At 69.6% G+C, this 13,708-nt stretch carries 18 protein-coding genes and 1 pseudogene; 9 read left to right on the top strand and 10 right to left on the bottom strand.

What is annotated here, in order from left to right:
* Positions 1-89: 89 nt before the first annotated feature.
* From ACYVDG_RS27510 to ACYVDG_RS27485, 6 genes are all read right to left on the bottom strand, one after another.
* Positions 90-575 carry an NUDIX domain-containing protein gene (locus ACYVDG_RS27510; RefSeq protein WP_460760214.1) on the bottom strand — a complete coding sequence of 162 codons (486 nt, stop codon included), beginning with the start codon at positions 573-575 and terminating at the stop codon, positions 90-92.
* 144 nt (positions 576-719) lie between these two features.
* Positions 720-1,475 carry an SAM-dependent methyltransferase gene (locus ACYVDG_RS27505; protein ID WP_460760211.1) on the bottom strand — a complete coding sequence of 252 codons (756 nt, stop codon included), beginning with the start codon at positions 1,473-1,475 and terminating at the stop codon, positions 720-722.
* Positions 1,476-1,565: 90 nt separating this feature from the next.
* Positions 1,566-1,898 (bottom strand): hypothetical protein, encoded by a 333-nt coding sequence (locus tag ACYVDG_RS27500; protein WP_460760208.1) that lies wholly within the window; start codon positions 1,896-1,898, stop codon positions 1,566-1,568.
* 196 nt (positions 1,899-2,094) lie between these two features.
* A complete protein-coding gene (locus tag ACYVDG_RS27495; protein ID WP_460760202.1) occupies positions 2,095-2,295 on the bottom strand; it encodes a hypothetical protein in 201 nt (66 codons plus the stop codon).
* Positions 2,292-2,633, bottom strand: a complete 342-nt coding sequence (locus tag ACYVDG_RS27490; RefSeq protein ID WP_460760197.1) for a hypothetical protein — start codon at positions 2,631-2,633, stop codon at positions 2,292-2,294. The genes ACYVDG_RS27495 and ACYVDG_RS27490 overlap by 4 nt, the downstream gene beginning before the upstream one ends.
* The gene (locus tag ACYVDG_RS27485) at positions 2,633-3,160 is read right to left on the bottom strand and encodes a hypothetical protein (RefSeq protein WP_460760192.1); all 528 of its coding nucleotides are present in this window, start codon (positions 3,158-3,160) and stop codon (positions 2,633-2,635) included. Before ACYVDG_RS27485 ends, ACYVDG_RS27490 begins: the two co-directional genes overlap by 1 nt.
* A gap of 279 nt (positions 3,161-3,439) precedes the next feature.
* On the opposite strand from ACYVDG_RS27485, the gene ACYVDG_RS27480 reads away from it, so the two are divergent.
* Together ACYVDG_RS27480 and ACYVDG_RS27475 are read left to right on the top strand one after the other, a co-directional pair.
* Positions 3,440-4,330 carry a helix-turn-helix domain-containing protein gene (locus ACYVDG_RS27480; RefSeq protein WP_460760189.1) on the top strand — a complete coding sequence of 297 codons (891 nt, stop codon included), beginning with the start codon at positions 3,440-3,442 and terminating at the stop codon, positions 4,328-4,330.
* Positions 4,317-4,499 carry a DUF397 domain-containing protein gene (locus ACYVDG_RS27475; RefSeq protein ID WP_460760186.1) on the top strand — a complete coding sequence of 61 codons (183 nt, stop codon included), beginning with the start codon at positions 4,317-4,319 and terminating at the stop codon, positions 4,497-4,499. The genes ACYVDG_RS27480 and ACYVDG_RS27475 overlap by 14 nt, the downstream gene beginning before the upstream one ends.
* 252 nt (positions 4,500-4,751) lie before the next feature.
* On the opposite strand, the gene ACYVDG_RS27470 is transcribed toward ACYVDG_RS27475, so the two are convergent.
* Together ACYVDG_RS27470 and ACYVDG_RS27465 are read right to left on the bottom strand one after the other, a co-directional pair.
* Complete coding sequence (locus ACYVDG_RS27470) at positions 4,752-5,861, bottom strand: protein-L-isoaspartate O-methyltransferase family protein (protein ID WP_460760183.1); 1,110 nt, start codon at positions 5,859-5,861, stop codon at positions 4,752-4,754.
* A gap of 36 nt (positions 5,862-5,897) precedes the next feature.
* The gene (locus ACYVDG_RS27465) at positions 5,898-6,887 is read right to left on the bottom strand and encodes a helix-turn-helix transcriptional regulator (protein ID WP_460760179.1); all 990 of its coding nucleotides are present in this window, start codon (positions 6,885-6,887) and stop codon (positions 5,898-5,900) included.
* Positions 6,888-7,063: 176 nt separating this feature from the next.
* Between ACYVDG_RS27465 and ACYVDG_RS27460 the strand changes: the two genes are divergently transcribed.
* The 4 genes and pseudogenes from ACYVDG_RS27460 to ACYVDG_RS27445 all read left to right on the top strand — a co-directional run bounded on the left by ACYVDG_RS27460 (position 7,064) and on the right by ACYVDG_RS27445 (position 9,802).
* Positions 7,064-7,459 carry a RidA family protein gene (locus ACYVDG_RS27460; RefSeq protein WP_460760284.1) on the top strand — a complete coding sequence of 132 codons (396 nt, stop codon included), beginning with the start codon at positions 7,064-7,066 and terminating at the stop codon, positions 7,457-7,459.
* Positions 7,460-7,693: 234 nt separating this feature from the next.
* Positions 7,694-8,041: pseudogene (locus ACYVDG_RS27455) on the top strand (DUF488 family protein, N3 subclade); the annotation flags it as partial.
* Between the two features lie 132 nt (positions 8,042-8,173).
* Positions 8,174-8,788, top strand: a complete 615-nt coding sequence (locus ACYVDG_RS27450) for a Uma2 family endonuclease (protein ID WP_460760176.1) — start codon at positions 8,174-8,176, stop codon at positions 8,786-8,788.
* 135 nt (positions 8,789-8,923) lie between these two features.
* Positions 8,924-9,802, top strand: coding sequence for a lysostaphin resistance A-like protein (locus ACYVDG_RS27445; protein ID WP_460760173.1), 879 nt, complete (start codon positions 8,924-8,926; stop codon positions 9,800-9,802).
* Between the two features lie 55 nt (positions 9,803-9,857).
* On the opposite strand, the gene ACYVDG_RS27440 is transcribed toward ACYVDG_RS27445, so the two are convergent.
* Positions 9,858-10,307: an NUDIX hydrolase gene (locus ACYVDG_RS27440; RefSeq protein WP_460760170.1), complete on the bottom strand. Its 450-nt coding sequence runs from the start codon at positions 10,305-10,307 to the stop codon at positions 9,858-9,860.
* Positions 10,308-10,448: 141 nt separating this feature from the next.
* Here ACYVDG_RS27440 and ACYVDG_RS27435 point away from each other — a divergent pair, with 141 nt between their 5' ends.
* Both ACYVDG_RS27435 and ACYVDG_RS27430 read left to right on the top strand, forming a co-directional pair.
* A complete protein-coding gene (locus ACYVDG_RS27435) occupies positions 10,449-11,549 on the top strand; it encodes a zeta toxin family protein (RefSeq protein WP_460760166.1) in 1,101 nt (366 codons plus the stop codon).
* Positions 11,550-11,560: 11 nt separating this feature from the next.
* Positions 11,561-12,148 carry an LURP-one-related/scramblase family protein gene (locus ACYVDG_RS27430; RefSeq protein WP_460760163.1) on the top strand — a complete coding sequence of 196 codons (588 nt, stop codon included), beginning with the start codon at positions 11,561-11,563 and terminating at the stop codon, positions 12,146-12,148.
* A 79-nt stretch (positions 12,149-12,227) separates the two neighbouring features.
* Here the strand turns inward: ACYVDG_RS27430 and ACYVDG_RS27425 are convergent, their stop codons facing one another.
* On the bottom strand, positions 12,228-13,199 hold the full coding sequence (locus ACYVDG_RS27425; RefSeq protein WP_460760160.1) for a R2-like ligand-binding oxidase: 972 nt from the start codon (positions 13,197-13,199) through the stop codon (positions 12,228-12,230).
* Positions 13,200-13,421: 222 nt separating this feature from the next.
* Between ACYVDG_RS27425 and ACYVDG_RS27420 the strand changes: the two genes are divergently transcribed.
* Positions 13,422-13,658, top strand: a complete 237-nt coding sequence (locus tag ACYVDG_RS27420; RefSeq protein ID WP_460760157.1) for a hypothetical protein — start codon at positions 13,422-13,424, stop codon at positions 13,656-13,658.
* Positions 13,659-13,708: the final 50 nt, after the last annotated feature.

Raw genomic sequence — 13,708 nt, 5'->3', positions numbered from 1 at the left:
TCCCACGGGGGCCGCCCGGTTTCGCTCTTTCCGGGGAGCTGTCGTTCCCGGGAGCGCTCAGTCCAGCCCGGGAAGGGCTCCGGGGCGGTTCAGAGCGCCAGCCAGTCCCGGACGGCGAGCTTCACCTGGGGCGTGAGATCGCTGGCCGCGTAGTCCTCGGCGGGAGCCCAGCGGTAACCGGTGTGCTCCTCGGACAGGACCACCGCGCTGCCGTCGTACGGCAGGGCGAAGGTGAACTGGCGCTTGCGCGTGCCGCGCCGCGAGTCGTAGTCGAACCAGGTGACGAACGGTTCCAACGCGAGCGGTCCGGGGTTCGGTCCGAAGGGCCCGGGCTCCAGACCGAGGACGCCTGGCTTCATGCCGATCTCCTCGGCCAGCTCGCGCGCCAAGCCCTCCAGCAGGCTCTCACCGGGGTCCACCCCGCCCGAGGGCAGGTCCTCGGCGCCCGGGTACGAGGTGTCGTCCGTGCGCCGCCGGAGCAGCAGGATCTCGCCGTCCCGGTGGACGATCGCGCCCACGGCGAACCGCTCGATCCCGTTCCGGCGTGCGCTCTCGACAAGGTGCGTGACGTCCATGCTCCGAACCTAGCGGGCCGGGTGCGAGTGGACGGGCGCGGGCAGGCTGAAGCGCGCGGAAGGTCAGGCTCCCCCGATACCGAGTATGCGGGGAGGAACGCACCCCGGGCGAACCGGTTCGGGGGAACCTGTGGACAGTCGGCCTCAGACCCGGACCAGGGTCAGGTAGGCGAAGCCCATGGTCTCCCGGGCGCCGTGCAGGCGGAAGTGCCGGTGCCCGTCGGCGCGGGCCCGGATCTCGTCGGCGCCGGGGGCGTCCGGGTTCTCCAGGAGCCAGTCCTCCCAGCCCTTGGCGTTCCCGTTCTCTATGACGTCCCACTCGTCCACGGTGGCCTGCTCCACCGCGTACAGCCGGAAGCCGTGGGAGACCGCGAAGTCCACAAGCTCGGGCAGCGGTCGGTACTGGTCCCAGGGCACATCCTCCAGCGCGGCCAACTCGGCGTCGTTCGGCGGCCGCTTCCAGTAGCACTCCCCGAACAGCGCCCTACCTCCCGGCCTCACCAGGTCGGCCAGGGCCTCGAGGGCGTTCGCTGTGTGCACGACGGGGTCGCCGCCCCACACGTGCGTCGAGCCGACGTTCAACACCACGTCGGACGGCTCGCCCTTCCACTCGCCGGCGTCCCCGGCCACCAGCTCGACCCGGTCGGCCAGCCCGCGCTTCTCGGCGTTGGCCAGCCCGTGCCGGATGTTGCCCTCGCCCAGGTCGATGCCGAAACCGGTGGCCCTGGGCTCGGTGGCCAGCGTGCGGAGCAGAAACTCCGCCCAACCGCAGCCGACGTCCACGACGTGGCGGCCCTCGAGCGGGCCGAGCGAGCGGATCAGACGAGCGGCCCGCTCATCGGAGAGCGGGCCGTTGAAGTCGAGGTCTCGGTACAAAGGGGGAATCGCGGGGGTTGCCATCCGAGCAGAGTGACCTGCCCCGGCCCGGCCTGTCCATTGGTTTTCCGTAGCCGGGGTGCTCAGCCGATCGACGCCGTGCCCACCCCACCATCACCAGCCTCGGGTGCGGGTGAAGAGGCCGACGAGCAGGAGTGCGACGCCGCTGGCGGCGGCGATTCCGCTGTAGTTGGAGAGGTCGCTTTCGGAGCTGATGAGTGCGGCCGCGCCGAAGACGAGTGAGAACAGGAAGCCGAAGCCGGAGCCGCTCAGGGCCAGGCGGCGGAAGTAGATCCGGTGCGGGATCGGGCGCAGTGCCCCACCGACACCTGGATCGTCATTGTCAGAGGCGAGCCGTTGCGGTAGGGGGCGAGCGAGAGCGTCCGGGAGGGTGAAGGGGAGCGCGTGGGGGAGGCCGTTCGAAAAGGGCAGGGTGGCGGCAGCCATAGGAATCCTCCAGGTTGCGACGGACAATCGCCCCGAGGTTAGAGCGCACGCCCCTGCACGGACCCGCCCTTGGCCGGAGGCGGCCGTCCACCGACCGGCTCCGGCCCCGACGGCACCCGGTCCCACCACCCATCCCCGCCTGATCAGGGCTGATCACCTGGGTCGATCAGGCGCGGACAGGCGGGGAAGGGTGCCGCTAGGGCCAGTGGTGAAGGTGGCGCACCGGGATCCGGTGCTGGCCCTGGTCGAGCCAGCCCTCCCCGGTGTCCAAACGATGGAGCGCGGCAGTCTCCTCATCGTCCAGAGGGCGGTTGATATCGAGGCCGTGTTCGTCGTAGTCGGGGATGTAGTGGGCCGGGTCGTAGGCCTTGCCGGTTTCGTGTGGCTGGGTGTTCACGTCCCCCTCCTCGGCTCCGGGACCACCGGGGGATGGGGTGCGGGGCCTGGCGGAGGGCCGTGGTGGGCGCGCAGGCGTGCTTCCAGGAGTTCGCTGGTGGGTTCGATCTCGGTGCGCCAGTGGGTGCGGGCGCTGCGGTGGGTGGCGACCCAGAGCGTGCCGGTGTAGGCGAACCTGTGGGTACGGCCCCAGCGACCGGCGAGTTCTCGGAGGACGTCGCCCGGCCGTCGGTGGGAGCGCCCGTGGTCGTCCATGTGGTCGCCGAGGTGATCGGCCTGGCGGATGCAGTGCCAGCGCTGGTGGTGGTCGGTGGTGCCTTGGGCTTCGCACAGTCGCATCAGGCGGCCCGCCTCTCCTGCTGGTGGAGGTAGGTGCGGACGGTGTTGCGCAGAGTTGCGAACTCGGAGCGCTCGTCCGGGGCCAGGTCGCGCACGTAGCCGCGCACCCGCGAACCGCGCCTACGCCCCACCCTGCCCGCCGCCCCGGTGGGAGCGGTGTCCGCTGACGTTCGGGGCGCTCGTTGTCCGCGGAAGGCATCGAGTTCGAAGACCACGGCGGTGCTGCTCTTGCACCGGCCTTCGCTGGCAGCGCCGGTGTTGGCGTCATCGGTGCGCACTCGCCACCCGATACCGCGTTCGCTCAGGTCGATCAGTGTGTTGCCGGGTTCGTGCTCGGAGGACAGGCCCGACAGGCCCGGACGGAAGATGCGCCCTCGGGAGGAGCCGCGTACCTCTGCGGTCTCCGCTGTGGTGCGGGTGGTGCCGGGCCGCTTCGGGGGCAGGTCGGTCCGGTGGTTCAGGGAGAAGGAGTGTTCTGCCGCCAGGGACCGCACGGCCAGCAGATCGGTCGAAGCCAGGTAGGTCATCGCGTCCCCTCCGGTCCAGCGGCGGACGCCTGGGGCCGATGCGGGGTCTCGGTGGTGGGGGTGAGGGCGAAGCCAGATCGCCTGGCAGGGATAGGGTCGTACACGTCAGCGCTCCTCTGAAGCGTTGGCCAGGCCCCGGACGTGCCAGCGTCGCGGGGCTCTCTGATGCGTAGACCCAAGTCTCATGTTGCAAACTTCAAAAAACAAGTCGTTTTAAGAAACTCCGTTAAGGGACTTTGTTTTCTGGGTGGATTTGGGTCCTGTGGCATCCTTTGACTCATGGCAAACAGGAGTACGTCGGCCCCTGCAGCCCCCACGGTCGCCCGGTGGCTGCTCGCCAAGGAACTCCGGCGCCTGAGGGGTGACAGGCAGTTCACCGCCGTGGTCAAGGCGGTCAAGTCCCAGCCATCCTCCCTGGCGCGCTGGGAGTCGGGCAGGGCGGACGGACAAGTCCCCTCCGCGAACAGCCTCGACCGACTCCTCGCCTACTACGAGGTCAGTGACGAAGAGGCCGCCCGCATCATGGAGCTTCGCGCCGTAGCCAAGACCCCTGGCTGGTGGCAGAGCCATGAGGTGGCGAAGCACTACGGGACCCTGATCGGCTTGGAAGCCGCTGCCACCGAGATGAGCAGCTACGAAGCTCAGCTGATCCCCGGATTGCTCCAGACAGAGGAGTACGCGCGTTCGGTCATTACTTCTGGTGCCACAGCGTGGCGGGGTACCGAGGACGAGATCGAAGACCTCGTCAAGGTCCGCATGCGGCGGCAAGAGGAATGGGCGGCACGCGGCACGCCTCACCTGTGGGCGATCATCGGTGAGGCGGCGATTCGGCAAGCGGTGGGCGGCCCGAGTGTGACGCGAGACCAGCTCGCGCGCCTCCTAGACTTGAGCCGCGAACAAACCCGACTCACCCTGCAGGTTCTCCCGTACTCGGCCGGAAGCCACGCAGCCATGGAGATGGCCTGCTTCGCGGTTGTGGATGTAGAGGCAGCGGAGCTGGCCACGGTCTACGTGGAAGGCCCCACCGCGAACCTGTTCTTGGACTCCCCAGGTGACGTCACCCGCTATCGAAGAATCTTCGAGCACTTGCGTAAGTCGGCACTTGGCACGACGGGCACCCGCGCCCTCGTGACTGACGTAATGGAAGGTCTCCCTGATGACACCCCTTGAGTTCCGTAAGTCCTCCTACTCCGGGAGCCAGGGCAACTGCGTCGAGGTCGCCGACTCCTCCCGGGGCGCAGCTGTGCGCGACACCCAGAATCGGGAGTCTGGGCACCTGGCCTTTGGTCCCGCTGAGTGGGCGGCGCTGCTGGCGACCGCGTGTAGTGAAAAGTCCTAACTGACGCAGTAAGAGGGCCCCGGTAAGGGCCAGGGCCTTCTCTGCGTTCATCCGCCATCACTCTGCCCCTGGTCGGCGCTCCAGGGAAGGAACCGGCAGCGCGGCTAGCTTGCAGCGCCGTAGAGATGTGCGCAGCATGGGGCGGACGAGGCGTGAGCTTCCCCGATACAGACAGGATGCGCCGGAGCAGTAACGGCTGTCACCTCGAACTTCCACAGGCTGTGGATAACGCCGACTCGCCGCCCCGAGGGCTCAGAGCTCGACGGGATGGTCCCAGTGCTCCCCCACTCGGGCACACTCGACCCTGTATGAGTCACGATGCGGGCCGATCTCCAGTGAGAAGGAGTCCAGAGCCGGGAACCCCGCGTCCGCCAGGGACTGGTATGCGTCGGCCAGGTCACGGCTCAGGGTCCGATCCTTCTCACCGGTGACCGAGCAGTCCGGCCACACGTAGGCCCATGCATCACCGGCGCCCATCCACACGATTCGACCATGGCCGTCCTGGAACGGCCGCACCCCCGTGCCCATGCGCACCCCCGGCATCATGAGAAGCAGATGGGGCATCATCCCCGAACCGATCAGCTCCACGGAACCGACCGGGAAAGTTCCCGTGGGTTTCGGAGGGCGGCCGAGACCGGGGAAGGGAAGTCCTTCCACCCGCTGGGTGCGATCGCGCATGAAAGCCGCGTCTCGGACGAGGGGGCCTCGCAACCGGCCGTCTCGCTTCGTCAGCGCGGCCACCGGTGTGCTGTGCGCGGCAGGATGTGGACTCCAAGGGACCACGAGTGAGCCACCGTCGGCCAGTGCGGCTGACCACGGATCCGGAACACGGGTCACCGCGTAGGTCGCGATGACCGCGTCGAACACCTCGCCTTCGGGAGGGGCAGCGGCAGTCCGGACGGTGACGCCGGTTCCGGTGAGCCGCTCCCTGGCCAGGGCCGCCACACCGGGGTCGATCTCCACACTGGTGACCGACCCCTTCTCGCCCACAAGGGAGGACAGGACCGCGGCGTTCCACCCGGAGCCGGTGCCGATCTCCAGCACCCGCATGCCTTCCTCGATTCCGGCGGCGGCGATCATGTCCGCCATGACCTGCGGGGCCGACGACGAGGAACTGGGTTCGTTACGAGGTCCGGAACCACCATCGTTGGCCTGGACGGTGACCGCGTCGCCCCCGTAGACCAGGTGCGCCCATCGGTCGGGGGCGGTGGTTCGGTAGAGCGGTAGACCGAGCGCGTCGGGCCAGATCATGTCGGGGATGAAGCGGTGCCGGGGATGAGCGGCGAAAGCTTCCCGAATCGCCTCGTCGGTGTCCAACCTCTCCACCAATGCTGTGTGGAGTGTGCCGAGGTCGTCCGTCACGCTTCTCCCGTCCCGCTGCAGCCAGTGCAAGCGTAGTCACGGCGACAGCTCCTCCACGGAAACCCCGTAACGGCGGGCGATCGCGGTGGCGCGGTCGCGCAGCCTGGCACGCAACCACTCCGGGGCCACGACCTCCGCGTCCGCGGTGAGCTGCCACAGCGCCCAATCTGCGTGCCTTGCGTCCTGGAAGGTCACCTCCAGCCGCAGCCAGCCGTCCGCGTCCGGCTCCTCGGCTCGGACGGCCAGCGCGGTGCCCACGATCTCTTCCCGTCGCGCCGGGTTCACCCGGACCAGCACGGTCACGTGGTCGCTTCCGGACAGGAACCGTGCGCTGCGTTCGCGCCAGGCCCGGTCCAGGTCGACCCGGTCCGGCCGCTCCGCGGCTTCGGGCAGCTCTTCGGCGGCCAGTACCCGCGACAGCCGGTAGGTGCGGTCTGCGCCGGACCTGGTGGCCAGCAGGTAGCCCTGGTCGCGCACGGTGACCAGGCCGACCGGGTCCACCGTGCGCCATTGGGGCTCCTGGTCCTTGGCCGCGTAGTGGATACGCAGCTTGTGCCCGGCCAGCACCGCGTTCCGGACCTCGGCCATAGTGCTGTCGGGCACTTCCTCGGAGGCGAGCGGATGCGCGAGCAGGTCGGTCTCCGGGTCGACGAGCAGCCGCTGGGCCGCGTCGCTCGCGACGGCCCGGTGGCTTTCCGGCAGCGCGTCGACCACCTTGCGCATCGCCGAAGCAAGTGCCGGTCCGAGGCCGAAGACCTGGTCGCCGCGGCCCGATCCGGCGACCAGCAGGGCGAGGGCCTCGTCGTGGTTCAGCCCGGTGAGCTCCGTCCGGAAGCCGGACAGCAGCGCGAAACCGCCGTGGCGGCCGCGTTCGGCGTAGACCGGGACCCCCGCCGCGGAGAGCGCCTCGATGTCGCGCAGCACGGTGCGGGTGGAGACCTCGAGCTCGTCGGCGAGCGCGTCCGCGGTCAGTCGGCCGCGCTCGCGGAGCAGCAGCACCAGCGAGACCAACCTGTCAGCGCGCATACGAGAACTCCTACCAGAAATCATGACAGGAGGTGTCGTGATTCGTTGGCAGGCTTCCCGACACGACGCCGGAGGCCGCGGCCACCGAGCCGGTGGGCCCCGTCCCGTCGATGAACCGAGAAGAACCGAGAAGTACCGCGATGAAGCGCGACGAACCGAATGGAGCTGACGTGGCGATGGAGCGAACGGCGGTCAACCCGTGGACGTGGTCAGCGGAGCTGGGTTACAACCAGGGTGAGGTCGTCTCCGACAGCACCCGGACCCTGTACTGCTCCGGGCAGACATCGATGAGCGCGGACGGCAAACCCCAGCACGCCGACGACATGGGGGCGCAGCTGGCGCTGAGCCTCGACAACCTGGAAGCCGTGCTCGGCGAGGCGGACATGTCCCTCGCCAACCTGGTGCGGCTCAACGTCTACACCACCGACGTGGACCGGCTCTTCGAGCACTACGGCGTGCTGGCCTCCCGGTTGGGCGCGGCCGGGGTGGCACCGACCACCACGATGCTCGGGGTGACCCGGCTCGCGGTCAGCGACCTGATCGTCGAACTCGAGGGCACCGCCGTCGCGTGACGGCGCTCCGCCGCAGCAGGAGCTGCCGGTGAAACAGCACGAGCAGGCAGGCGGGTGATTTCCGGTGCTCAATCTGGTCACCGTCGGCGTCTACGGCTTCGCTAGCGAGTCGTTCCTGCGCCGACTACGGGACGCGGACACCCGCCTGCTCATCGACGTACGCCAGCGCCGCGGCGTCCGCGGGCCCCGGTACGCCAGCGCCGCGGCGTCCGCGGGCCCCGGTACGCCTGGGCGAACTCGCGTCGGCTACAGGCGGCCCTTGCCCGGGCCCGGATCGCCTACGAGCACCACCCCAAGCTGGCCCCCACCACCGAGTTGCGCCAGCTCCAGTACGCCGCAGACGCCCGCCAGCGGGTCGGCAAGCGCTCCCGCCGCGAGCTCGCCGCCGAGTACACGCGCCGCTACACCGCCGAGATCCTCGACCCAGTCGACCTCACGCCGATCGTGTCAGTGCTGCCGAGCAGCGGGACCGCTGCGCTGCTCTGTGTCGAGCGCGACCCGGAAGCCTGCCACCGCTCGTTGATCGCCCAACGGCTGGCCGAACAGCACCCCGTGACCACCGACCACCTGCGCCCGATGTGACGCGCGAGGCGGGGCCACCAGCCGACGCGGCGACGGGATCCCTGTTTCGGCGGGAAGCCCCGGGCTATTCTGCGAAGTGTCGGGTGGACGGGAGCTCAGGGCGCTAATCTCCTGTCCGGAGGTGCGAGCGAGATGAGTCTGGCGATGTCGGAAACCGCCCCGGAGACGGGGATGTCGCGATGGGACTATGTCCTGGGCACCTGGAAAGAGCTGAACGTGCCCGAAGGATGGCGGGCCGAGATCATCGATGACAACGGAGTCGTGCTCGTGGCGCCCCCTTCAGACCCCCACAACATCATTGCGGATCGAGTGAATCGCGCCCTGCTGCGCGTGATTCCCGACGATTGGGGCGTCTACCAGACGTTGGGGATCCAGCTGTCGAAGGTCGAGCGGTTGTACATGCCGGACCTCGTGGTCATGCCTGAGAGTATTGTGCTCGACCCCTCCAGGACCCCCTGCCCCGCTGATGAGGCCGAGCTCGTGGTGGAGATCGTCTCCAAGAGCAGCATGGACACTGACCGCAAGAAGAATCTGTGGGGCTACGCGCACGCCCCTGTTCCGCTCTACCTTTTGGTCGACGGCTGGGACGAGGCCGGGCCCTCAGTCACTCTGCACGAGCAGCCCGGCAACGGTCGGTACAACAAGGCCACCACGGTCGACTTCGGGGACAAGATCCGGCTGCCGGAGCCGTTCGACCTGGAGATCGACACCTCGCGGTTCCCCGGCCCCGACCAGTGGCCCGCCTGAGCACCATGTGCTGGGGCCGGAACCCCCGGGGGTCGGGGGTCGGGGTGAAGCCCTAAGGGAGCGCCGGTAGGGACCCGGGTGGGGTGGGGGCGTCACCCGATGGTGCGGGGGTGCGCCCCGGCTCAGGCTGGTGCCATGGCTGAAACCACCCCCCGGAACACGCACGTCGACGCACCTCCCCGGCCCAACCTCGTCCTGCGGATCTCCGCCGTCCTCATCGCCGCCTCGCTCATCTGGCTCTCACTGCCCCTGATCAACAACGCACTGGGCCTGGAAGGTGAAGGGGGCGGCGACCTCGCGCACTGGGTCAACGCCCTGGTCGCCTTCTCCCTGGCCGTCCCCATGGTCTGGCTCGCCCGCCGCTACCTCGACCGCCGGCCGTGGAGCGGCCTGGGCCTGTCCGGGCCCCGCGAGGCCTGGCGGCCGCTACTCCTCGGTGTGCTCGCGTGGACGCTGCCCGCGGCGGTGGGCCTGGCCCTCGCGCTCGCCTTGGGCGTCTCCGTCACCCCGAACGCCCCGCCGGGCGAGATGGTACTCACCGTGCTCGTGCTGGTACTGCTGGTGCTGGTCTACGAGGCAGTGCCGGAGGAGCTGATCTTCCGCGGCTACCTCTACCGCAACCTCAACACCGCGATGTCGGCCTGGCTGACCGTGGTCGTCCAGGCGGCGCTGTTCACCCTCTTCGGGACGGCGCTGTGGGTGTTCCTCTCGGGCTGGGACGTCCTCGGGGAGCGCCTGCCGCTGTTCTTCGGGATGGGCTTGGTGATGGGCTGCATCCGCCTGGTCACCGGCAGCGTCTGGGCCTGCGTGGGCTTCCACCTGGCCTTCCAGGTCGTGGCCCAGGCCCTGCTGGGCGGGAACCTGTTCGTGGTGGACGACGTCGCCACGGCGATGGGCACGGTCCTCCTGCTTCCGCTCGTGCTCGGGGTGTCCGTCACCATGGCGCTCAGCAGGAAGACCGGGAACTGGAGCGACCGGATCCCGGACCCGGTGGGGGCCGACCGCGCCGACTGAGCCCGCGGCCCCAGGACACCGTGCCCCTCAGGACAGTGCCCTCCGGACAGCGCCCTCAGGACACCTCGCCCCGGCCGTGCAGGACCTCCACCAGCTCCCGCACCGCCGGGGCGCACAGGTGCCGTTCGGCGTGGTTGATCCAGGTGACCTCGAGGATCTCGCTGTCGGGCACGATCTCCCCGTCGTGCTCGGCGCGGTAGCAGATCATCCGCACCCGTGTCCCCGGGACCTGGTCGTGCGCCTCCTGGTCGATGACGGCCACCCGCTGGAAGGTGCCCGCCCGCAGAACCACGCTGACCTCCTCCAAGGACTCGCGGGCCACGGCCTCCTCATCGCTCTCCCCGGGCTCGCGCTTGCCGCCCGGTACGTACAGCAGGTCCTTGCCCTCGGGCCGGACGCACAGCAGTCGGCCTTCGCGGACGTGGACCCAGGCGAGGGCCTCGATGACGGGTGGGCTGTCAGCAACCGGGCGGGAATCAGCAACCGGGCGGGAACTCGACGACATCTGGCCACTTTAGGCCGTGCCGGACCCGGCCGATCCGCTGCCCGGCAGACAACCGAGCCGCTAGCATCCCGAGTGTCAACGGTTGCGTACACGCACGGCCCCGGGCGCCCCCGGCCGGGCCACGGCGAGAAGCGGACGGCTATGACCCCATCCACCCCCGGGACCGAACCGGGCCTCGGCCCCGACCCCTCTGCCGAGCACCCGGGCGACGTGCCCGGCCCCCTCCTCGCGGAGAGCTCCAGCGGGGGCATCCCCTCCCAGACCGGCGAGCAGCGGGAGGCCCGCGAACAGGCCTACAACCTGTACAGCGCGGCGATCGGTGCCTGCTTGGCGCGGCGGGAGAAGGAACCCTCGTTCGTCGAGCGGGCGGCGCTCCTCTTGGCGGAGGAGGCACGCCTGCCCTTCATGACCCCCGACGAGGTCGGCAAGGCGTGCGACACCCTCCCGGGGATCATCGCCGAACTGCGCTCCGAGCCCGTGCGCGCACCTCAGGGAGCCAGCCCGGACGACCTGGGGCGGGAACTCTCCGATGAGGCCCTGGGGTCCCTGTTCGGCCTCGTCCTGCGCGACCGGCTCACCGGGGAGCCGCGCGAGCACCCCCGCCTGCTGCTCTTCGGCGGCCAGCCCGGATCCGGCAAGTCCACCCTCCAGCGCCTCGTCCTGCCGGTCCTGCCCCCGGGGACGGTGAGCTACGACGGGGACGACCTGCTGCGGCTCTCACCCGACTACGAGTGGTCGATGACCGCCGACGACCGGGCCGCCTCCACCGCCGTGTCGCGGCAGATCGGCGGCCTGCACGGGCACGCCATGGAGCACGTTCGGGAAGGGCGGTTCGACGCGGTGTGCAGCCACCCGCTCGGCCGCGCGGACTGGGCGGCCTCGTGGGTACTGGCCTTCAAGGACGCCGGCTACCGGGTCGAGGTCGCCTTCGTGGCCACACACTCCTCGAACAGCCGCTTCGGCATCGCCGACCGGCACGCGCGCGCCACCCGTGACCAGGGGTTCGGACGCTGGCTCCCGGAAATCCACCACGACCGCTTCTACCTCGGTGTGCCGAACACCGTGGAGTTCCTGGAGACGCACCGTCTGGCCGACTCCGTGTACGTGCTCTCCAGGGACGGCGAGGTGCTCTACGCCAACCACCAGGTCCACGGGGAGTGGTCCACCGAGCCGTTCGGCCGGATCGCGTTGGAGGCCGAAAGGGGCCGACGCGAGCTCTGGCGCCCCGACCACACACTCTAGGATCACCCCTCATGGATATTTTCGCCGCCAACCCCCTCCTGGTGAAGCAGCCCAAGCGCTTCATGGTCGACGTCTCCGACTACATGGTCTACGACGCCTACGGACGGCAGATCGCCTGGGCACGGGAACAGGGCGCCGACGCGGGCATGCAAGTGTTGCGCCACCTCGCCCGGAGCACCGGCGGCTTCGAGCGCCGGGTCTACGTGACCGACCTGTACGGGCACCACCGGCTGGTCATCCAGAAGCACTGGTCCTGGATGACCGCCACGACCGCCGTGAACTTCCCTGACGGGCGGCCCGTGGGCACGATCGAGCAGGACCTGAAGTTCTTCGGGTCCAAGTTCACCCTGCTGGACCCGTGGAAGAGGCCGGTCGGCTACATCGAGGGCGACTTCGTCGGTCACGACTTCAAGATCACCGACCACGCCGCGCACGAGGTCGCCCGGGTGGACCGCAAGATCCCCGACATGGGGGAGATCTTCACCTCCGCGGACAGCTACGCGCTGCACCACCGCTACCCCTCGCTGCCCGAGCCCCTGCGCACCCTCGTGGTGGCCTCGGCCATCGCCATCGACCTCGTCCTGCACGAAGGTTCCTGAACCGCTGCCGACGTGGCCGGGTCAGGCCCGTGCCCTCGGCTCCGGCCCCGGCTCGGTGGGATGCGGCAGGAGCGCGGGCTCAGGGCTCCAACTTGGCCATGGCGGCACGGTCCTCGGCACCGAACTGCTCCTCCAGGTCCTCCGGGGAGGCGTCCAGGTCGATCCGGGCGAGCGGTACGCCGCGGGCCGACTCGATGGCACCGAGGCGGCGCAGGGCGCGGTCGCTTGCGTACTCCAGGAGCTCGCCGGGCGGGAGTTCGTAGCGCTGGACCTCAGGGTCGTCCGAGGGGGTGTCACCGCGCTCGACGGTCCCCATCACATGGGGCAGGAGCTCGTTGAGGCGCTCGCTCACCACGTCCCAGTTGCTGTCGTCGGCGGCCACGTGGCGGCGGCAGGTGAAGGTACCCCAGGCCATGTGGCGGCGTTCGTCGTCGCCGATCCGGCGGATGATCTGGCGCATGCCGGGGAAGATGCCGCGCACGGTGCACACGTGGTTCCAGGCGTAGTACCCGGTCAGCGCGAGGGAGCCCTCGATGATGTGGTTGTAGGTGACTGAGGCGCGGACCTGGTTGCGGGGGCTGGGGTCGTCCAGGAGGCTTTCGAGGGAACCGGGGAGCTCCTCGTAGAAGAGGGCGCGGTAGGCGGGGTTGGCGTTGACGAACCCGTGGAGGTCGTCCCGGACGCCGATCGCGTCGAGCCACATCCGGAAGGCCTGGACGTGCTTGGCCTCCTCGAAGGCGAACTGGGTCAGGTACATCTCGTCGCCCAGGCGGCCTTCGGCGGCCATGGCGCGCAGGAAGGGCTGGAGGTCCTCGGTGACCGCTTCCTCGCCCGCCACGAAGAAGGCGCACAGCCTCAGGATGCGCGTCTGGGCTTCCTCGTCGAGCTTCTTCCAGTCCTCGGCGTCCTGGCTGAAGTCGATGTCGGCGGGGTTCCAGAACTTGGCGTTGCCCTTGACGAACAGCTTGAGGGGGAGGGAGTCCCAGTTGAGGCCACCGCCGCGGAGGGAGTGGAAACCACTGCGGTGCTCTGTGGCGGGGGCTTCGGTCATGAGGGGTACCTCCGTAAGAGTGTGGTGCCCTCATGATTGGACACGGAGAGGCCTCGTGTAAACCCCTGGTCGTGGCCTGGATCACTGTGGCGTGGGCGCGGGTGCCGTGCGCCGGATCCCCGCCCCGACCCGCGATCCGGTCAAGGCCAGCGGCGATCCGACCCCGCCGAAACGGTACGGTCAGGGGGTACGAATCTTGGAACGATCCGATCGGGGGACGACGTGTTCTGTGGTGATCCCGGCAGTCCGGGTTACGCCGCGTGCGCCGCCCAGTCCCAGCTCTTCGCGCTGGCCTCGGTGATCCCCGCGCTGCTCGGCCTCGCCCTGATGGTGGCCGCCTTCACCGCGCCCTCGGTCCGAGGCGACCGGGTGCTGCGCACCCGGACCCTCAGCTACTCCCTCGTCGCCTGGGGCATCGCCGCCGCCACCTACGCCATCGGCGTCCTGCCCTCGGTCTGAAGCAGCGGTCCCGGCCCTTCCGCCCCGGCCCTTCCGCCCCGGGCCTTCCG

The sequence above is a fragment of the Nocardiopsis oceani genome (genome assembly GCF_054777395.1).
The sequence above is the reverse complement of the archived record's forward strand: the minus strand, read 5'-3'. Positions and strand labels throughout refer to the sequence as shown.